General features: G+C 22.5%; 23 protein-coding genes and 1 other annotated feature. Of the genes, 10 read left to right on the forward strand and 13 right to left on the reverse strand.

Annotated elements, in window-relative coordinates; genetic code table 4:
* The first annotated feature begins 121 nt into the window (after positions 1–121).
* The 5 genes from SPIRDC1_RS09350 to SPIRDC1_RS09385 all read left to right on the forward strand — a co-directional run bounded on the left by SPIRDC1_RS09350 (position 122) and on the right by SPIRDC1_RS09385 (position 8,771).
* Complete coding sequence (locus tag SPIRDC1_RS09350) at positions 122–1,117, forward strand: IS3 family transposase (protein ID WP_174479968.1); 996 nt, start codon at positions 122–124, stop codon at positions 1,115–1,117.
* 16 nt (positions 1,118–1,133) lie between these two features.
* Positions 1,134–1,454, forward strand: coding sequence for a hypothetical protein (locus tag SPIRDC1_RS09355; protein ID WP_174481562.1), 321 nt, complete (start codon positions 1,134–1,136; stop codon positions 1,452–1,454).
* A gap of 2,965 nt (positions 1,455–4,419) precedes the next feature.
* On the forward strand, positions 4,420–4,827 hold the full coding sequence (locus tag SPIRDC1_RS09370) for a hypothetical protein (RefSeq protein WP_174481565.1): 408 nt from the start codon (positions 4,420–4,422) through the stop codon (positions 4,825–4,827).
* A gap of 196 nt (positions 4,828–5,023) precedes the next feature.
* Positions 5,024–5,668 carry a hypothetical protein gene (locus tag SPIRDC1_RS09375; RefSeq protein ID WP_174481566.1) on the forward strand — a complete coding sequence of 215 codons (645 nt, stop codon included), beginning with the start codon at positions 5,024–5,026 and terminating at the stop codon, positions 5,666–5,668.
* A 1,954-nt stretch (positions 5,669–7,622) separates the two neighbouring features.
* Positions 7,623–8,771, forward strand: a complete 1,149-nt coding sequence (locus SPIRDC1_RS09385) for a hypothetical protein (protein ID WP_174481568.1) — start codon at positions 7,623–7,625, stop codon at positions 8,769–8,771.
* Here SPIRDC1_RS09385 and SPIRDC1_RS09390 read toward each other — a convergent pair.
* Entirely contained in the window at positions 8,664–9,902 is a 1,239-nt protein-coding gene (locus SPIRDC1_RS09390) for an IS256 family transposase (RefSeq protein ID WP_174481569.1), read from the reverse strand. The two genes, SPIRDC1_RS09385 and SPIRDC1_RS09390, sit on opposite strands and share 108 nt — an antisense overlap.
* Before the next feature lie 113 nt (positions 9,903–10,015).
* On the opposite strand from SPIRDC1_RS09390, the gene SPIRDC1_RS09395 reads away from it, so the two are divergent.
* Entirely contained in the window at positions 10,016–11,554 is a 1,539-nt protein-coding gene (locus tag SPIRDC1_RS09395) for a hypothetical protein (protein ID WP_174481570.1), read from the forward strand.
* 443 nt (positions 11,555–11,997) lie between these two features.
* Here SPIRDC1_RS09395 and SPIRDC1_RS09400 read toward each other — a convergent pair whose 3' ends face one another.
* The 12 genes from SPIRDC1_RS09400 to SPIRDC1_RS09450 form a co-directional block, all read right to left on the reverse strand.
* Positions 11,998–13,236: an IS256 family transposase gene (locus SPIRDC1_RS09400; protein ID WP_174479940.1), complete on the reverse strand. Its 1,239-nt coding sequence runs from the start codon at positions 13,234–13,236 to the stop codon at positions 11,998–12,000.
* A gap of 269 nt (positions 13,237–13,505) precedes the next feature.
* Positions 13,506–13,901, reverse strand: a complete 396-nt coding sequence (locus tag SPIRDC1_RS09405; protein WP_174481571.1) for a type II toxin-antitoxin system death-on-curing family toxin — start codon at positions 13,899–13,901, stop codon at positions 13,506–13,508.
* 387 nt (positions 13,902–14,288) lie between these two features.
* On the reverse strand, positions 14,289–14,498 hold the full coding sequence (locus SPIRDC1_RS09410; protein ID WP_174481572.1) for a hypothetical protein: 210 nt from the start codon (positions 14,496–14,498) through the stop codon (positions 14,289–14,291).
* A gap of 3 nt (positions 14,499–14,501) precedes the next feature.
* Positions 14,502–14,666 carry a hypothetical protein gene (locus SPIRDC1_RS09415; protein ID WP_174481573.1) on the reverse strand — a complete coding sequence of 55 codons (165 nt, stop codon included), beginning with the start codon at positions 14,664–14,666 and terminating at the stop codon, positions 14,502–14,504.
* 175 nt (positions 14,667–14,841) lie between these two features.
* The gene (locus tag SPIRDC1_RS09420) at positions 14,842–15,555 is read right to left on the reverse strand and encodes a hypothetical protein (RefSeq protein ID WP_174481574.1); all 714 of its coding nucleotides are present in this window, start codon (positions 15,553–15,555) and stop codon (positions 14,842–14,844) included.
* Positions 15,556–15,657: 102 nt separating this feature from the next.
* The gene (locus tag SPIRDC1_RS09425; protein ID WP_174481575.1) at positions 15,658–16,431 is read right to left on the reverse strand and encodes an ERF family protein; all 774 of its coding nucleotides are present in this window, start codon (positions 16,429–16,431) and stop codon (positions 15,658–15,660) included.
* A complete protein-coding gene (locus tag SPIRDC1_RS09430) occupies positions 16,431–16,607 on the reverse strand; it encodes a hypothetical protein (protein WP_174481576.1) in 177 nt (58 codons plus the stop codon). The genes SPIRDC1_RS09425 and SPIRDC1_RS09430 overlap by 1 nt, the downstream gene beginning before the upstream one ends.
* A 2-nt stretch (positions 16,608–16,609) precedes the next feature.
* Complete coding sequence (locus SPIRDC1_RS10400; protein WP_255496437.1) at positions 16,610–16,732, reverse strand: hypothetical protein; 123 nt, start codon at positions 16,730–16,732, stop codon at positions 16,610–16,612.
* Between the two features lie 4 nt (positions 16,733–16,736).
* A complete protein-coding gene (locus tag SPIRDC1_RS09435) occupies positions 16,737–16,919 on the reverse strand; it encodes a hypothetical protein (protein WP_174481577.1) in 183 nt (60 codons plus the stop codon).
* A complete protein-coding gene (locus SPIRDC1_RS09440) occupies positions 16,909–17,067 on the reverse strand; it encodes a hypothetical protein (protein WP_174481578.1) in 159 nt (52 codons plus the stop codon). The genes SPIRDC1_RS09435 and SPIRDC1_RS09440 overlap by 11 nt, the downstream gene beginning before the upstream one ends.
* Positions 17,068–17,085: 18 nt before the next feature.
* Positions 17,086–17,292: a hypothetical protein gene (locus tag SPIRDC1_RS09445; protein WP_174481579.1), complete on the reverse strand. Its 207-nt coding sequence runs from the start codon at positions 17,290–17,292 to the stop codon at positions 17,086–17,088.
* A gap of 130 nt (positions 17,293–17,422) precedes the next feature.
* Entirely contained in the window at positions 17,423–17,911 is a 489-nt protein-coding gene (locus tag SPIRDC1_RS09450; protein ID WP_174481580.1) for a hypothetical protein, read from the reverse strand.
* 626 nt (positions 17,912–18,537) lie between these two features.
* Here SPIRDC1_RS09450 and SPIRDC1_RS09455 point away from each other — a divergent pair.
* From SPIRDC1_RS09455 to rplL, 4 genes are all read left to right on the forward strand, one after another.
* On the forward strand, positions 18,538–19,725 hold the full coding sequence (locus SPIRDC1_RS09455) for a coiled-coil domain-containing protein (protein ID WP_174481581.1): 1,188 nt from the start codon (positions 18,538–18,540) through the stop codon (positions 19,723–19,725).
* A gap of 152 nt (positions 19,726–19,877) precedes the next feature.
* Positions 19,878–20,093, forward strand: coding sequence for a hypothetical protein (locus tag SPIRDC1_RS09460; RefSeq protein ID WP_174481582.1), 216 nt, complete (start codon positions 19,878–19,880; stop codon positions 20,091–20,093).
* Positions 20,094–20,248: 155 nt separating this feature from the next.
* Positions 20,249–20,374, forward strand: a sequence feature (ribosomal protein L10 leader region).
* A gap of 36 nt (positions 20,375–20,410) precedes the next feature.
* The gene (gene rplJ / locus SPIRDC1_RS09465) at positions 20,411–20,902 is read left to right on the forward strand and encodes a 50S ribosomal protein L10 (RefSeq protein ID WP_174481583.1); all 492 of its coding nucleotides are present in this window, start codon (positions 20,411–20,413) and stop codon (positions 20,900–20,902) included.
* 40 nt (positions 20,903–20,942) lie between these two features.
* Complete coding sequence (gene rplL / locus SPIRDC1_RS09470; protein WP_174481584.1) at positions 20,943–21,323, forward strand: 50S ribosomal protein L7/L12; 381 nt, start codon at positions 20,943–20,945, stop codon at positions 21,321–21,323.
* The last annotated feature ends 32 nt before the right edge of the window (positions 21,324–21,355 follow it).

Here is a 21,355-nt window from a genome sequence, read left to right on the forward strand (position 1 = left end):
TGTTAGAAAATGAAAATAATGTTCAACCAATCTTAGCCCTTTTTACTAGACCATTAATTTAAAAAAAAACTTGAATGTATTCGAAAAACAATTGTGTTATACAATTAACACTAATTTTGACATGAAAGGATTTTTAATAATGGATAAAATTAAACAAATAGCATTAGTAATTAACAAGTTAAATATCAAACAAAAAATTCAAATTATTGATGATAGCAAAAACCAATATTCAATTAGATATCTTTGCCAACATCTTCAACTAAACCGATCAACATATTATTTTGTAAAAAACAAACAAAACCCTATTAAAAAAGAAAAAAATCAAATTAGTAATTGTACACATAAATATCAAGAATTATGCCAACTTTTACTTGAATTTCATTTTACAAGAAAAGGACAAATTTATGGCTATTTACGAATTTTTTCAGCATTTAAAGAATGATTAAAACAATACAAACATATTATTTTAAATCTAGAATTATCAACAAAACAAATGCGAAAAATTATGAAAGATCACAATCTTCAAGGATTAAAACAAACTAAAAATAACTATCCTAAAAACAAAAAAAATCCAAATAAGTGAATACCTACAATGGATAAAGTAAACAAAGATTATAAAAGTACAACCTCTTCAAATCAAATTTGATCAATGGACACTAAACAAATAAATACTAAAGAAGGTTGATTATATCTTTTTGTAATTATTGATTTTTATTCAAATAATATTGTAAGCTATAATACATGTTCAAACAAATCCTATCAAGATTTAATCCTTCCTGCACTTGAAAAAATAAATCAACAATTCTCTTGAAACCAAGTAAAAAACGTTATTTTACACTCAGATAACGCCAACGAATTTTATTGTCAAGACATCACAAATTGAGCTGCTGATAAGCAAATAATTTTAAGCAAAAAACAACCTTATGATATTGGTGGCAATGTAATATCTGAAAACTGATTTTCTCATTTATCTCAAGAATGACTACCTAAAGGATCAAATCAATATTTTTCTCTCAATGAAGCTATAAATGATGTAAACCAATATATTATGTTTTATAATTACGAAAGAATACATTCTAAATTTCTAAAACCACCAATTTCACAAATAAAAATTTAAAACTGTCTATCCAAAAGTGGTCCAGTATTTAGGGCTAACCACCATATTTAGAACTATTAGAACTTATCATAAAGTAGTAAATGTTATTAATAATCCTATTGAAAATATTAACAAATCATTTAAAAATGTTGGTTTAAAATTTTCAGTAAACACTTTATTTGGTACTGGATTATTACATCATTTAGAAAAGTTTGCATATAGTCAAATTGTAACAAAAAGTAAGAAAAAATTAAAAAAAGGTAAAAATAAAATACAAAAAGAAATTGAGCATATAACACATAAAAAAACAAAAAAACATACTCATCATTATAAACAAGCATTTTTTAAGGAATGATAAATTATGATTAATAAACTTTGAACTGATGTCAGTCTTGAAAATTATAATAACTGATATCCATTAACTGGAAAAATTACAGAAACACCACAGCAATATATAAAAACATGACCTAATGTTAATGATTGATTTAAAACTTTTGCTATTCGCGCGCAAAATGATATTAATGCTTATCTTGATTTTATTTTATCTAAATTTGCTTTTGATAGTTTTAAAGATGAATTAATTAAAGAAACATTAAGAGATATGGTTTATGTAATGGTTGAACATTGAGTATTTAATCGTACACCAATTGAATTTAATGTTGATGCAACTATTCAATTTAATAATGGTAATAAATTTAGTGCAAATAGTACTCCTACAATTAATGTTTGAGATTTAGCACCTAGTAGAATGAAAATATGAGCAAGATTAACAGAATTAAAGCAAGTATTTTCAAGTTATAATGACGATGAAATAGATGTTGAAAAAATTGACTTAAAAGCATTTTATACTAGAAATCAAGTTGATGAGTTAATTGAACAACAAAAAGAATTTACATTATTAAAACAAATTAAATTATATGATGATTTATTTGATGATAATGAAAATGAAATATATAGAGGTCCTGTTAGTAAATTTATTAATAAAGGTTATGTTGCAACAGATTATGACCCAAAAACTGAAACAATGATTTTAGATTGACCTGATGAAATTGGTACATTACCACCCGAAGCATTACAAAATAATCCACAAATTGGTGATTATACACATGCACCAACTTGTGATTTTTCTGCTAAACAACAAAAACGAATTACTACAAATGAAAATGAAATTACCAAACTAAATACTGAATTAATTAAAGCAAATGAAAATATTAATGATGTTAAAAATAATTGATTTAATATTGAAACTAGTCCTTTATGAAAGAAAGTTGAAAATAATAATATAGAAATATTTAAATGATATTTTATTAAAATCAGTTATCAATATTCAACAGAAAATAACTTTATGAAATTTTATAAAGTAATTAAAATTTATTTAAATAATATTTTTAATGAATTTGAATTGTTAAATGTTGATTCCATGACGTATAATGAACAAATCCAAAATAAAAGAATTTTAAATACCGGAACGATTTACTATAACAATAAAAATAAAAAATTTAGTGGTGGCGGTAATTCTTATCCTGAACGTGGAAAAATTAATTTAATTGGTGATATAGAAGAAATATATCAATATCAAGGAATAGATACACCAACTGAATTTATAGCAGAAGAAGGTACTGAACGTGATTATTACACAAAACTAGAAACTAATAATTTATTAGATAAAAAACAAGATAAATTAATTGCGGGTACTAATATAACTATTGATGAAAATAATAAAATTAGTGCTACTGATGGTGGAGTTGACCCAAATAATTATTATACAAAACCAGAAGTAGATAAAAAATTAGAAGATACAAAAGCAATGTTTCCAATAGCATTTCAATTAAATGCTATTGGTCAAGAAATTCATAATTTAGAAACTACTAATAAAACTATTGTTGGTGCTATTAATGAACTTAAAGATAAAGATTTTAATTTAACTATTGATAAATTAGAACCATTATTTGATAGTAATGTTTTTACTATACAAGAAAATAAATTTGTTGTAAAAGTTGATTTTGTTTTAAATATTTTAAGAAGTGCTTATATTAAAGAATTAGAAACTACAAGTAAAGCTGTAATTGATTCTATTAATGAATTACATAAACGTGTTTGAAAACTTGAAGGTGATTTTGTAAAAATACAAAAAGAATTAATTGATGATGAAAAGAAAATGATAAATAATGGTAATTGAAAAGAAGTAGGAACAAAAGTTAATATAAATCATATTAAATATACTTTTAAATCAAATACTAAATATAAAATTTATTATAATTTTGAAAGCCAAACAAGTAGTAANATATCAAGGAATAGATACACCAACTGAATTTATAGCAGAAGAAGGTACTGAACGTGATTATTACACAAAACTAGAAACTAATAATTTATTAGATAAAAAACAAGATAAATTAATTGCGGGTACTAATATAACTATTGATGAAAATAATAAAATTAGTGCTACTGATGGTGGAGTTGACCCAAATAATTATTATACAAAACCAGAAGTAGATAAAAAATTAGAAGATACAAAAGCAATGTTTCCAATAGCATTTCAATTAAATGCTATTGGTCAAGAAATTCATAATTTAGAAACTACTAATAAAACTATTGTTGGTGCTATTAATGAACTTAAAGATAAAGATTTTAATTTAACTATTGATAAATTAGAACCATTATTTGATAGTAATGTTTTTACTATACAAGAAAATAAATTTGTTGTAAAAGTTGATTTTGTTTTAAATATTTTAAGAAGTGCTTATATTAAAGAATTAGAAACTACAAGTAAAGCTGTAATTGATTCTATTAATGAATTACATAAACGTGTTTGAAAACTTGAAGGTGATTTTGTAAAAATACAAAAAGAATTAATTGATGATGAAAAGAAAATGATAAATAATGGTAATTGAAAAGAAGTAGGAACAAAAGTTAATATAAATCATATTAAATATACTTTTAAATCAAATACTAAATATAAAATTTATTATAATTTTGAAAGCCAAACAAGTAGTAAAAAATTTGCTTTTATGTGTAAAGAATTTTTATATGGTGAGTTAAATCCTGATATTCAATCTTTGTATTGAGATAAAGTTAATGATAGAATAGTAATTTCTTTACAAATGCAAAATGATACCATTGCTATCGTTAGTGACCCTACAAGATTTGGCCAACTTTTAAAATTAGAAGAATTGCAAGAATAATATTATGTTTTTTAAAATTATAAAAATTATTTTAGGTTTAATTGGAGTTCTTTTATCTTCAGCAACGGCAGGTTTAATTATATTTATTATAGTAAAAATTGTATTAAAAATTAATGAAATATTTTAGAAAGGAGAAATAATATGAAATCTCTTTGACCAAGAAAAGATAAAACAAATACCAATGACAAACAAGAAAAAACTAAATTAACTTTTTTAAAAGGTAAAAGTACACATGCTTCTATTTTAAGTTATTTTGGTTTTAATGATTTTAACCATGAAACTTATTTTACTGATTTTGTAGCAGAAAATAATGCTAATTTATATAATGCTCCATTAGATATTAATAATGAAACTATTAAACAGTATTTAATTCAACAAGAATTTTATAGAAAAAATTGAAATTCAATTTTTAAATTAAGTAAATTAGGAATTAGTGGTTATTTAATTTTTATTGCTAATGATGATGTATATTTTCAAGTAGTAGATATCCAACAAAGAGTTTATGATATTACTGGTAAATTAATTCAATGTACTATTTTTTTATGATAGTTATCAACAAAATGCACAAAATGTAAGATTATTTGAAATTTATACATTAAATAATGAACAAGTAACTATTAATCGTGCAATTTATAGTACTAGTGATAATAAAAAACAATTTCCATTAGATTTTAAATCATTCATTAATAACCCTAATTTAGCACAAGAACAAACACTAAATATTAACTATATACCAATAGCAATTATGAGAAATAAAGCAAATGAGCTAGCAGATTGTAATAAAGTAATGGATAAAATTAAAGCATTAGATGTTATTTATGAACAAATTGTTTTAGATACCATTTTAAATTCACCTAAATTTATATTTAGTCAAACTTATGGTAATGTTCAATCAACATTAGAAGAAGCAGTAAGAACATTAGTTACTAAAAACTACATATTTAAAAGTGGTGGAGATAATAATGAACAAAACGAAAATATCAATATGACAAATAGTAATTTTAAAGGTAAAAATTTAACTGATATATACGATTGAAATGTTAATGAAATATTTAAACGTTGTGGTATTCATATACCAAGTCAAAAGAAATCAGCACAACAATCAGTTCCCGAAAGTACAGCAGTAAATATTTCAACTATTAATTATATTCAACAAAAATTATGACAATTTAATATTGATATTCTTAAATTTATTCAAATATTAGTACGTTTAGATAAAGATTTATTAAATAGTAAAACATTTAATATTAATGATGAACAAGAAATTAATAATTTAACAGTTAAATTAAAATTATTTAATCCCGAAAATAACCAATTAATAGGAGAGAACAATGGAAAACAACAACAACAAACCACAAACGAAGTTTCCACAGAAACAGAAGCAAACTAAAATTAATCAAGCGGAAGTAGAAAATGATTATTTAATTGATAATATTCCTTATGATTTTACTAATATGATGAGAGCTACTAGTGACCCAGATATTAATAGAGCATACGATGAATTTAAAAAAAGAACAATTTATATTTATGAAATTGAACGTTTATTTAAAAATAATGAAAATAATAGTTTAAGATTTTCAGCAAATACTATTAAAATTCGTTTTATTGATATTGATAAAGTATTAAAAACTATTGCTGTTAAAACATCAGACTTTACTATGCAATTAAATCAAAGAGCAAGTACAAACATTAATGATAATACTATTGAATATAGTATTACTGATATTAAAAATTTAATATTTCAAGAAATAAATTTATTAAATCAATTTAAGTTATATGCAGTTAGTATAAATGAACCATTAACTGAAAATAATATTGATAATTTATATATTATTAATAACTATTCACAACCTTATCAAAATCTAAAAACAAGAAGTACTAAAAGTATAACTATTATTAAAATTAAAGATTTTAAAACAAGAGATGGTTATCCAATTATTATTAAATTACAAAAACCATTAGATAAAGATACCAAAGTAACTGGTTTAAAAATTAAAGCCCCTAGAAGCATGATTTTTGGCAATATAAAGGTACTTGGTGGAGTTGACAATATGGAAGTATACCCAAAGTTATTTGTCAAACATAAGATAGCATTTCCGCTATTATCAATGCCTATTGAAACTCAACCAAAAGTTAGAATATTACAACAATGATTTAGTGAACAAATATTACCTTGAAATTTAGCAAAACAATTTATAGGACAAGAAAAATCAGTTTTAGATTTAATTAAAATTAGTAGTGGTACTGTAACAAGAAAAGAAGTTATAAAAAATGCAAGAATAACTCATGCTTGATTAGGATATGAATTTGGTACTATTTATGATGGAAAATGACCATTAAAAAAACAAAAAGAATTAAAAGATAAAGAAGTTTGAGATTTTGTGGGTAAAAGTCAATTTTTTCAATATGTTGCAACTAATAATAAATTTGATGATATTGAAGTTGAAATACAAGATGCACCAACAGTTGATAGTTTACAAAAAGTATTATTAGATATGTTAACTTATACATATACATATACTTATAATAGAAATTTTGATGGTGTATCATTTGACCAAAAAAATGTAGATTGAGATATTGCTAAATTAAGAGCAAAATTTGAAAATCNAACATTGCCTATTCAAAATTGAAATACAGCAATTGCTCATTTTATGATAAAATTTGAAGACAGAATTAATCTGAACTAGTACTTTGTAAAACAAAGAAACACAGATTACTAAAAAGCCTCTCTTTTTATAATTATTGATTTTTATTCAAATAATATTGTAAGCTATAATACATGTTCAAACAAATCCTATCAAGATTTAATCCTTCCTGCACTTGAAAAAATAAATCAACAATTCTCTTGAAACCAAGTAAAAAACGTTATTTTACACTCAGATAACGCCAACGAATTTTATTGTCAAGACATCACAAATTGAGCTGCTGATAAGCAAATAATTTTAAGCAAAAAACAACCTTATGATATTGGTGGCAATGTAATATCTGAAAACTGATTTTCTCATTTATCTCAAGAATGACTACCTAAAGGTTCAAATCAATATTTTTCTCTCAATGAAGCTATAAATGATGTAAACCAATATATTATGTTTTATAATTACGAAAGAATACATTCTAAATTTCTAAAACCACCAATTTCACAAATAAAAATTTAAAACTGTCTATCCAAAAGTGGTCCAGTATTTAGGGCTAACCACCAACAAATATTACCTTGAAATTTAGCAAAACAATTTATAGGACAAGAAAAATCAGTTTTAGATTTAATTGCTATTGGTGGCGGAACTGAAACAAGAAAAGAAATAATTAAAAACGCAAGAGTTACACATGCTTGATTAGGATATGAAATGGGAACTGTTTGAGATGGTAAGTGACCATTAAAAAAACAAAAAGAATTAAAAGATAAAGAAGTTTGAAATTTTGCGGGTGAAAGTCAATTTTATCAATATGTTGCAACTAATAATAGATTTGATGATATTGAAATAGAAATTAAAGATGCACCAACTAATGATAGTTTACAACAACTATTATTAGATATGCTAAGTTATACATATAACTATAATAGAAATTTTGAAGGTGCTACATATAATGATAAAAATGGAAAACCATTAAATGATATAGCAATTTTACGTGCAAAATTTGAAGGACAAAAACCCGATGAAGTAATTACTAATTTATTTAAACAATGAGAATTAGATTATCCAAATTATGTAAATTTACCACAAATGCAAATATTTAAACAAGTATTTATTATGTTATCAAAATATATTTATTCATCTTTATCGATAAATAAAGGATTAAATGATGATAATAAAATTTTATTACCATATTACTTTGAATTAAAATCAAGTCCAATACATCCAACCAAAGATAAAATTTGACAGTATAAGGATGTAAAAGTAATATTAAAATCTGCATATTTTGATTTTACAAATGTTAATAACATTAAATTAAAAAATAATGATATTAGTCAAAATGAATTATTTAAATTAGATGATAATCAATTTAACTGATTATCCATAACAAATGAATTAGAAAGTAATAATATACCATCATTAATTCCTGCTGATTGAACATTAGGAAATGGTGAATATGGAAAATATTTTACAAGAGCAATTATTGATAAAACAAACATTTTAAATGCTTTAAATTTATATGGTTCAAATAAATCACAATTATTTTCTAAGTTAGAATTTTATAAAGAAATTTCACAAATTGATAATGATATTGAATTCGAATTACAAATTGAAAATCCGATTAATAACTTAAATCGGATTGAAATTAGTGGTATTTTTGGTGCTGGTAATTATGATTTGATTTTAATAGTAGATAAACAAGAAATAAATTGAGGCTTTTTAGTAATCTGTGTTTCTTTGTTTTACAAAGTACTAGTTCAGATTAATTCTGTCTTCAAATTTTATCATAAAATGAGCAATTGCTGTATTTCAATTTTGAATAGGCAATGTTCATTTTTTTGTGATATTTTCAATTGCTAAGTAAAAAATTTTAAAAACTGCCATATCATTAGGAAAAACTTTTTTATTTCTAATAACTTTTCGTAATTGGCTATTAACAGATTCAATAGCATTTGTAGTATAAATTACCCTTTTAATTTCTGCTGGATAACTAATAAAAACCATTAAATTTTCTCAATTTTTATATCAAGATTTAGCAATTTGTGGATATTGTTTATTTCATTTACTTTCAAATGATTCTAAAGCTTGCATTGCTTGTTCTTCACTACATGCTGTATAAATTGGCTTTAAATCGATAACTAGAGACTTTCGATGTTTGTATGAAACATATTTTAAGCTATTTCTAATTTGATGAACTATGCATAATTGATGTTCAGTTTTAGGATAAACTGATTGTATTGCCTCTGACATGCCTGTTAAATTATCACTACAAGCAATAAGAATATCATTTAAGCCTCGATTTTTCATTTCTGTAAAATTATTTAATCAGAATTTAGCACCTTCATTTTCACTAATTCATAAACCTAAAACATCTTTTTTACCTTCTAAATCAACTCCTAAAGCTATATAAACTGATTTGTTAATAATACGTTTATCCTGACGTACTTTAACTACGATACAATCAAAATAAATGATTGGATAAACACTATCTAATGGACGATTTTGCCATGCTTTGACATCATCAATGACATCATCAGTAATTTGACTAATTACGCTTTCGCTAATATCTGCGCCATCATATAACTCTTGCAACTGCATTCTAATATCTGATAAAGTCATACCTTTTGCATATAGTGAAAGAACTTGTTGATCAAAACCATCAAATCTTCTCTGTCTTTTTGTGATTATTACTGGTTCAAAATTACTATTACGATCTCTTGGTACATCAATTTCAATTTTACCTTGTTGAGTTATTAATTTTTTTGATGTTGTACCATTACGAACATTGTCATTATTACTGCGTTGATTTCTTTCGTGTCCTAAATAATTTTGCATCTCAGAATTCAACATTTTTTCTACCAATCGTTTAGTTAATTCTTTATATAAGCCTCCCTCTTTAAAAACTGTTGTTAAATCCTCAGTATTTTCTAATAATAAATCTACTGCTTTTGATATTGGATCATTGTTATTAAGATTATCTTTTTTATCCATCTGTAACTCACTCTTTCTAGATATATAAATTATATTTACTAGAATTAATTAAACATAGTTATTTTTGTAAGTCACACAGATTACTAAACATTCCCTTTAGTTCATTAATTCAAATGCCTTATGATAGTGTACAATGATTACCATTTGCTTTAAGTTCAATTCCATTAGTAGGTAAATTATTAAATGCTTTAACATTAGGTATTCCAGTAGGATTTATTATTACTCAAAATTCTCAACAATATAAAAATATGCCATTTTTTAATGGATTTATGAGTGCATTTTTTGCTTCAAATTTATGAAGTATTATTGGTAATAATGATAATAATTGATTTATTCCTTTAAATGTATTTAGTAATTCAAGTGAGTTTGCATTAGGTAAAATGTTAGGTTCACATGTTTCAACAACTGCTATGACAATGAAATTAAGTGATAGAGTAAGTGTTTATCCATGAGATGCTAAAACTGGTAAAAAGTTAGAAGTAAAAGAACAAATAAGTACAGTTGATTTATCACAAAAGAAAACAAAAGAAATTTTTAATCATATAATAGATGATAAAGTATATATAATGGCAGAAGATACAGAATTTTTAGATATTGCTTCACCATTAACTAATGAAGATACTGAATGTCAATGAAATCCGACAAGTAATGGAGTTATTGATGGGTCAAATTATGCTTATATTATTCATACAATTGTTACACAAAGTTTACATCAAGGTGAAGAAAGACATACATTTTATAGTGATAATCCTTTTAGTTATCAAGGTGATTATAATGAAATATCAATTGCACAATTTCGTTATAATAATATGGGTTATTTAACTGGTAATGCTTTTAATTGAACTACTTTATATAAATTAAATCATGATGAATATGAAGAAAGTGAAGAAACTACTTTTAGTTATCCAGCAAAAATATTACCACCAAGTCCACAAAATATAGCAAAATCAATAATTATTATTCCAGATTTAAAAGCAGAATTAAATTATAAAGATATACCATTAGTAACAACTCCTAATAATTCTATTACTGATAATACTGATGAATGATTTAATAATAATAGTGCAGTTTCTAAAAATATAGATATAGATATTAAATCAAAATTAGACTCTACATTATTAATTAATACTTTTAATGATTTAAAAAGATTTTATAAATCAGTAACTATTTATTATAATTATAATGTAAACTCTGTAAGTGATAAACATGGTGCTGGTTATGATACCAAAGAAAGTTTTAATCCGGCAAAAGAATTAAATAGTTCAATTGAGATTAATTTAAATGATTTAATATTTTCAAAGTCAATACCTAATATTGATAAAAAGAAACATTTTGAAAAAGGTAAAATTGGGAGTCATTCTTCTGGATATGCTTATGCTTATTATCAAGGTAATAAATCACAATATAATTTAGTAACTTATGAATTCACAGTAATTGCTGGTACTGAAGCCAAAATTAGTAATAATAATCCTATTGGATTTGATATATTAAGTAATTCAAACAATAATTTAAATTGAAAAATTAATATTTTTGTTACACCTTGTAAAAGCTATGTAGAAACTATTATAGATTTTGGTCAAAATTCTTATGCTAAAATATATACAAATCAAGAAGTAGCAAGTATTTATAAAATAATTTTAAATGCAAGATAAAAATAGTATATAATTATAATTATTTAAATTATTATGATATGGAAAAGATTAAATATGATTGAACTATGATTAGCAGATGTAATAATACTTTCAGTAATGTTTGGAATAGTACTATTATTATTAATTGCATTTAAAGGTCATGATTTATGTCATAGAAATAAGTATGTTGGTTTAATTTTTTTATTTATTTCTTTAAATGTTTTTGGCTTAATTTGAGGTATAAATATATTATCAAAATCTAAACAAAATAATATTTCCCCACAATCTTAAATATTAATGTATAATATACTATAATACTTATCAAGGGTTATAGAGAAAGATAAGTATATAATTTCACTGTTATATTAGTTATATAATTAGGTTGGCACCTAATTAAAAAGTTACCTTAATTGGTAACTTTTAGAGGCTTTTTAGTAATCTGTGTTTCTTTGTTTTACAAAGTACTAGTTCAGATTAATTCTGTCTTCAAATTTTATCATAAAATGAGCAATTGCTGTATTTCAATTTTGAATAGGCAATGTTCATTTTTTTGTGATATTTTCAATTGCTAAGTAAAAAATTTTAAAAACTGCCATATCATTAGGAAAAACTTTTTTATTTCTAATAACTTTTCGTAATTGGCTATTAACAGATTCAATAGCATTTGTAGTATAAATTACCCTTTTAATTTCTGCTGGATAACTAATAAAAACCATTAAATTTTCTCAATTTTTATATCAAGATTTAGCAATTTGTGGATATTGTTTATTTCATTTACTTTCAAATGATTCTAAAGCTTGCATTGCTTGTTCTTCACTACATGCTGTATAAATTGGCTTTAAATCGATAACTAGAGACTTTCGATGTTTGTATGAAACATATTTTAAGCTATTTCTAATTTGATGAACTATGCATAATTGATGTTCAGTTTTAGGATAAACTGATTGTATTGCCTCTGACATGCCTGTTAAATTATCACTACAAGCAATAAGAATATCATTTAAGCCTCGATTTTTCATTTCTGTAAAATTATTTAATCAGAATTTAGCACCTTCATTTTCACTAATTCATAAACCTAAAACATCTTTTTTACCTTCTAAATCAACTCCTAAAGCTATATAAACTGATTTGTTAATAATACGTTTATCCTGACGTACTTTAACTACGATACAATCAAAATAAATGATTGGATAAACACTATCTAATGGACGATTTTGCCATGCTTTGACATCATCAATGACATCATCAGTAATTTGACTAATTACGCTTTCGCTAATATCTGCGCCATCATATAACTCTTGCAACTGCATTCTAATATCTGATAAAGTCATACCTTTTGCATATAGTGAAAGAACTTGTTGATCAAAACCATCAAATCTTCTCTGTCTTTTTGTGATTATTACTGGTTCAAAATTACTATTACGATCTCTTGGTACATCAATTTCAATTTTACCTTGTTGAGTTATTAATTTTTTTGATGTTGTACCATTACGAACATTGTCATTATTACTGCGTTGATTTCTTTCGTGTCCTAAATAATTTTGCATCTCAGAATTCAACATTTTTTCTACCAATCGTTTAGTTAATTCTTTATATAAGCCTCCCTCTTTAAAAACTGTTGTTAAATCCTCAGTATTTTCTAATAATAAATCTACTGCTTTTGATATTGGATCATTGTTATTAAGATTATCTTTTTTAGCCATCTGTAACTCACTCTTTCTAGATATATAAATTATATTTACTAGAATTAATTAAACATAGTTATTTTTGTAAGTCACACAGATTACTAAACATTCCCAACTTTTATTTTTTTTCTAATTTTTTTACTATTTTAATTAATTTTTCATCTTCATAAGCATTTTTAACTGCATTTTGTATTATTTTTTCATTATATTTAAATTGTTTTCTTTTTGTCATTAAAACCACCTATTTACTTTTATATGTGTATATATTATATCATTTTTTAAATAATTTATTGTCAAATTCATTTATTACTTATCATTATAGAATTTAAAAATAAATTTTTAATATTAAGTTCTTTATTTTCTTTTATTTCCTTTATATCTTTTCCATATTTATTATCTGCAATATTTGTCATTAAATCTTCTCAATATTTTAAATAAGCATGTGTTTCACTACTTCATTTTAAATATAATCCCATTGAATTTAAAAATATACTACATGTAATTACAGATAATCTTTTATTTCCATTGAAAATTAAATGTCCTGTACATATTCTTATTAATAAATCAATTGCTAAGTCTAATATATCAATATTTTTTCTATTATGATACCATATTGTAGTTAAACTATATAATGTAGAACTTATTCCACCTTTATCTCTTTCTCTGTAATCACATTTTTCCATTCCATAAGAAGTATGAGTTTCTTTAACTAAATATACTGCTTCAGTTACTATTTTTAATAAATTTTCATGAAATTCTTTATCAAAATTAATTTTTATTTCACCAATATTTACTTTTATATCTGAATAATTATTAGTATGAATAATAACTGTATTTTTACCTTTTTTTTGACATTAAATTTCTTGAACGATTAAAAGCAATTTCATGTATTATTTTATCTTTTGTTTTATTAGCTATTCCAAAGATAAAATATCTTTTCATTTTTAACCACCTTTATTTTTTTATATTTAATATTATAAATTAAAACAATAAAAAAAGAGAAATTATTTAGGAATGAGTAATTTATCTTTATTAATTATATCATATTTTCTATATTAAATATAGATAACTTAGTTATTATTTCATTCAATATTTTTATAATCATTTAATAATTCAATATAATTATCAATATCATCTCTTACAAAATCAAATTTATAATCATACTCATCATATCTATGGTTTAAAATTAAACAATTTATACCAACATAATGTAATTTAATATCATAATGTTTAAATTCTTTATCTACTTTTCATTTAATTAAAAATTCACGTTTAGTCATTATTTACTCCTTATTTAATTTATTTAAATAATTATTTAAATAAATAATAGTTACATCTTTTTTTATTTGTTCATTACTATAAAGTAAATACATATGTAAAAAAGAAGCTCTTTCATCTAACAATTTATTAATTTTTGTTATTTTTTTAAATTTAAAATTCATAAACATTATTTATTCTCCTTTATTAGTTTTAATCAAAGTATAGGTAAAATATCATTTAATATCATTACTATAAAATTTAATATAAATACTATTAAACCAATAATATTTAATCCATATAAAATAGGTAAGGAAATTGTAAAAGAATAAATCAATATCATTCAAATTATTATAAAAATTTTCATTATTTATTCTCCTTATTTAAATAATATCAACCAATTAATAAACTATCTGCTTCATCATGATTATTAATAATAGGTTCTCAATTATAATTATCTTTTAAATAATTTGCTAATTTAAAAGATAATTCTTTTTTAAGATAAATTATTCATTTTTTATATATTTTTTTATTAATATTTATATTTTTAATATTATTTTCTTTAATAAAATTATTCATAATTTCATGTGTTAATATTTCTATTATTTCTTTATAATTTTCTTCATAATATGCTCATCATTCTGTATTACTTATTAACATATCTTTTGTTAATAATTTATTAAATTGTCCAGCAATAAAACCACGTAAATGTTCTTGAGTTTCATAACCAATACCATTTTTACTATGAAAAGTACCACGTTCAATAATTAAATCAAAATCATCAAGAAAACAATAATCATCAATTTTATCTTCAATTTCATTAAAAAAATTACAATTATCATATTTTTTAAAACAATAACTAGTTATTAATATTGGTTTTCAAATTATTTCATTTTTATAACAATTTTTACATTCTTTAATAATTTTTAAAGAAGCATTTTCATCATTATGAATTTCACAATATACATATTCTCTAGTAGGTCAATAATTTAAATTTTTATCATATTTATATACTTTTTCTCATAATGTAAATCCAGTATTTTTAATACTTGGGTCAATTGAAAGTAAATAATTAGTCATTATTTATTCTCCTTATTTTTATTTAAATTCATAACTAATATTGCTAAACAATTCATACATCAATAATTAGTTAATCAAATTTTTTTATTACAATATTTACATTTATTCATAATTTCTATATTCATTTTTATTATTATTTTTTAAATTTTTAAATCTTTCACGAATTTCTTTAAATTTATCAAATAATACTTTTAAATAATTTTCACCCATTAATATTAAAAAATCTTTATTATTAATTGGATTTAATCTTTCCATATCTTCTCTTATACATTCATCAAATAAAACTGTATTTGTAATCATATATTTTTCAAAATAATCTAATTGTTTTTCACTTGGTTCTCATTTTTCATTTTGTATTTTTACATTATTATTAATATAATTATTTTGTTGTTTATTATTATTTTGAATTAAATTAACACTATCATTATCTGGGTCAAGTTCATCTTCACTTAATAAAAGTAAATTCATTAAAAAATATCTATAAGCATAAGTTTCTGCACTACCTTTTGCTTTTGCTATATCTGTATTTTTAGCACAAGCAAAAATATTAAAATCTTCTCTAAATTCTATATTATCTAAATCAATAATTGAATATTTTTTTTGATATGAAACTTCTATTTCTTTTGTTACATTTTGTATTTTATTATTATTTTTGTCCATAAATTCTTTAATATTTTCTATTTTATTTATATTAATATTTTCTGAAATATCTGAATGTAAAATAAGTATATTTAATTCTCTGCATAGTACTTTTAATTTATTAAAAATATCACTTAATAATCAATATTTATAATTACCATGAGTATTAAAACCATTTTTTGGTGTATTACCAATTTCTAATTGTAATTTAAGTATTTTTTTATATAAATTATTCATTATTTATCACTCTTTCTATTTATTTCATTTTTAATTAAATCTCTTACAAAATTATTAATAGTAATTTCTTTTTTTACACAAAGTTTTTTTAATTCATAATGGTCACTTTTAGTAAGTCTAATAATAATTTGTTTAATTATTAAATCTTCTGGTTTCTTTTTTGGAGCTGCTACCATTTTTATTCACTACTTTCTTCATTTATAAATAATTCTTTAATTCTTTCACCATATTTACCATTTTCAATATCTTTAAAAAATATTTGTAAATCATTTTTGATATCTTGAAAATCTTTATTTTGCATATTATTACACTCCTTTAAAATTTTCTAATTGTAATTCATTAATATAATATTCATATAAGTAATCTCAATTATTACTTGTTAAATACATATCTTCTTCAATCATTTCATTAATACATTTATTACAATAATAACTATTATCTATTTCACTAATTCAAATATATTTTTCATTATGAATATTACATTTCATTTTTTCTACCTATTAATATTCAAAAACATTTATTACAAGTTCTATTTGCAAATGATGAATTTTTATGACAAATATCACATGAACCAAATATTTCTTCAATTTCTTCATATTTTAAATATATTCTTTTATCTTCTTTTAAATTAATCATTTATATTAACTCCTTTAATTAAGAATATTTAGAAGCAATAATTATTAATGTTAAAATCATAATAATTATTCCAATTGTTAAAAATATAATTCTACTTTTTCATGATTTTTTATAAAATTCTTTTTGCTCTTCAATTAATTCAATTTGTTCTTTTAATAATTTATTTTGTAATTCTTTATTATCTTCTTGTATTTCTAAATTATCTATATTATCTATTTCTTCCATTTTTACTCTCTTTCTATAATTTTTAATATTTCTTGTATTTCAATATATTTTTTATTTTTAAGTAATTTTTCATTACATAAATTTTTTATTAATTCTATTTTTTCAACATTTAATAACATATTAATTTCCTTTAATACTTTAAATAAAATATTTTTTCATTATGAGTATTTATATCTTTCATTGGTGTAACAATATAATTTATTGCTAAATCATTATGATTATATGGATTATTTATTTTAAAACTTTTCATATCTTGTTCTCATGTAATGTTATATTTAAAACATTCTTGATTATTATTATTTTTAAAAATATAATAACCATTATATTCTTCATAAAATTCACAAGATATTAATTCATTTTCAGTAGTAGTAATATCAGAAATATTTTTAATATATTTTAAAATTTCACTACCTTTAATGCTTTGAATACTTTCTGTAATTGATTTTTTACCTAATTTATAATTAAAATCTTCAATTATTTTTAATGTTATTTTTTTATTATTTTTATTAATAGTAGTATCTTTAATTGGAAATCATGTTTCATATTCACCAATTTCTAATAACATACCTTTAGTTGTTTCTCTTACTTTATTTTTAATATCTAAATTAACATTAATCATTATGAATCCTTTCTACTTCTACGTATAAGCCTTATCACCTACAGTGATAAAAGGCTTATATACTACTAACTAAATACTTCTACTACTCTACGTAAGGCTTATGCTACTGTAAGTAGCAAAGCCTTGGAGGGTAGGGGTTCTAGGGGAAGGGAACCAAAATTTCTGAAATTTTCAAAGAGCAACACAAAAATTACTATTGGTTAATTCCAGCACAATAGCCTAAATAATTTTTTATTAAGTTATGTAATAATTAATTACTTTAATAAAGTGCTGGTTTAATAAAATAATTAATTATAATTGTTCAACAATTAAAAATGAGAGTTTTATCTCTCATGTGTTTTTTATAAAATATACCAATTTTTTATTCGGCCATAGTTTAAATGAAGCAAATAATGATAGTAATGTTTTAAATAAATATAAATATAATTGTCTTACAATTATAGAAGATCAAAAGATTAAGTAAACTTAGAGAAGAAATTTTTAATTTTACAAAACAATTAGAAGATGTCAAAAGAACAAATGATGATTTAAATAAAAAATTAACTATTATTAGGGAAAATCTTTTTGAATTAGAAATTATTCAACTTAAACCATTACTTGATGATTTAAAGCGTAAAGAAAGAAAAATGGAAATAAATAAAACTAAGAAACAAAATACAACCGATAGTGAATTTAGAGAATATTTTGTGCTTAAAGAAACAATATCAGATAAAGAATTAGAAATTGAAGAACAAAGAAATATAAAAAAAGAATTGAATAATAATATTGAAAAAAATAATTCTAAAATTGAAGAATTAGAAAATACTATAAGCAATTTAAATAATGAACTAGATAGTTATAGTGATGATTGGATGCCGTTATCATTAAAAGAAAATATTAATAGAAGAATAGAACTACAAAGAAAAATTGATGAAGAAAATTTAACTGAAGAGCAAAAACTAGAAATATTTTCTAATATTTCTAAGTTAAAAAAAGAAATAAAAAAAGAATGAAATATTAAAAGTCAAAATGTTCAAAAAATTTATGAAGAAATTTTTCCAATTGAAGATAAGATATTTTATATAACAACTTTAGTTTATAATGATGAATCAATTTTTGAAGAAATAATATATTTTGATAATAATGAAAAAAATGAGGTTGAAGTTTGAAAACAGACTAAAAAGTACCAGAGTATTGAAGAATATAAAAAAAGCACTTGTTTAATTGATAAAGAAAATGCAAATAATATTAGTACAATGCCAGTTAAAGAATTATTAAAAGAACAAATGGAATTAAAATCAAAGCCATCTAAAACGGAGTCAAAAGTTTGGGTTATTATTTTAGTCATTACTATTGTTATTGCTGTTCTTCCAAATTTGCTTCCTGTGATTTTAGCTCCTTATTTGGCTGCTGCAGTAGTGGCAACAATTAAGATTGATATTGCTATTGCTTCAGTTTTTATTAGTGGAGGTTTTAAAGCAATTACATCAGTTTTTTCAACTGCATCAAAAAAAGTTGAATCATGAATTTATAATAAAATATTTAAAAATAATAAAGATAAAAAAGAAAAAGAAAAAAAAGAAGTTAAATCAGTATCTAAGGATTTAACAAGTGATAAATTAGAAACTAAGTTAGAAACACAATTTAATATATTAAAACAAGAACTGGATAGTAGAAAACTTAAAACTATAAATGAACTAATGAATGATAAAACAATAATAAATGTTGAAAATAATATAATTACAGTTGAAAACCAGTTTGATGTAGATAAAGCTAATTCTATGGGTAATATGCAACCTTCTACAAATGTAAGACAACGACGTTATTCATTTTAAAATATAACGATAATTAGTTTAATTATTCTTACTTAATTAAGTAAGAATAATTTTTTATATATTTTTTTATATATTTTTAATAAAAAATATATAATTTTATTGAGTATTTAAAGGTAGAAAAAATATTCAAAAAGTGAAAGGAATAATAAATTATGCCATGAAAATCTATTGAGAATAATAAATTAAAACAAGAAGCACATGCTAAAAATGCTGATAAAATAAATAAAGCTTGAGGAGAAAAAAATGAATCAGAAAGAAGAGAAAGAGTTTGTAAAAATCTTGAGTTAGATAAATCAAAAATAAATAGTGAATCTTCTTCAACAAGTGAAAGCAAAAACTCTAGTAGTAAAAACAGTAACCAGTTATAAAGAAAACAATTTTTTTAATTTTAATTAAGATATTGATGAAATTAGCATTTATGTTATTAAAAATAGTATTTATAACTTAAAAGATATATAGTAAAAAATTATTTATTTAATCTTTTGTAAATTTTTCTTGATTTTAATATATATATATCATATAATATACAAGCTAGAATAAGCCAAAGACAGCAACGGACTTTTGTCTTAATTATGTTGCTCAGGTAATTTCCATCATTATATATGCATGTGATTTACTCGGTTTTGCTCCGAGTTTTATTTACTACTTATTGCTAGTTATTTCAGAATAATAAGGAGGTGTACTTATGCGCCCAGCAATGGTTGAAAAACAAAAAACTATTGATTTAATTGCTAAGCAAATTAATGATTCAAAAACAACAATTGTTGTACAATATCAAGGTATGAATGTTGAAGAAATTAGTTCTTTACGTAAGGAATTAAGAGCTAAAGGTGCAACATTCACTATTTATAAGAATAATTTAGTTGCTCGTGCTTTAAAAAAAGAATATTCATCGCTTGAAAGTAGTTTAGTTGGCCCAAATGGTTTTATCTTTGGATTTGAAAACGACTTAGAAACAGCTAAAATAGTTTCTAATTATGCTAAAATTAATAAATTATTAGTATTAAGAGGTGGCATTTTTGAAGGGAAAGTTATTGACCAAATTGAGTTACAAAAAATAGCTTCATTACCATTAAAATTAGAATTAATTTCAATGTTAGCTTCTTGTTTACAAGCACCAGTTCGCAATTTGGCTTTAGCAATTAAAGCAGTAGCCCAACAAAAAGAAAACGCATAATTAACACTTATTAAATAAAAAAAATATGGAGGAAAAAATAATGGAAAATATTACAAATAAACAAATTATTGAACATGTTAAAACAATGACAGCAGTTCAATTAAAAGAATTAGTTGAATTAATTGAAACAACTTTTGGAGTAACTGCAGCAGTTGCTTCTGCACCAGCAGCAGCTAAAGAAGAAGCAACAAAACCATCAACAGTTTCTGTAATCCTAAAAGAAGTAGGAGACAAAAAAGTTGATGTTATTAAAGCAGTTAAGGCAATTGTTGGTGGTACAACGTCTTTAATGGATGCTAAAAAAATGGTTGATGCATTAGCAACAGGACCACAAAAGATTTTAGAAAATATTGATACAGCAAAAGCAACAGAACACGAAGCAACGTTAAAAGCCGTTGGTGCTATTGTTGAAGTTAAGTAGTTCAAATAAAAACCAGTTTTAATTAATACTGG

The organism is Spiroplasma endosymbiont of Danaus chrysippus (assembly GCF_902809815.1).
In the GTDB taxonomy this organism is placed as follows: domain Bacteria; phylum Bacillota_I; class Bacilli_A; order Mycoplasmatales; family VBWQ01; genus Spiroplasma_E.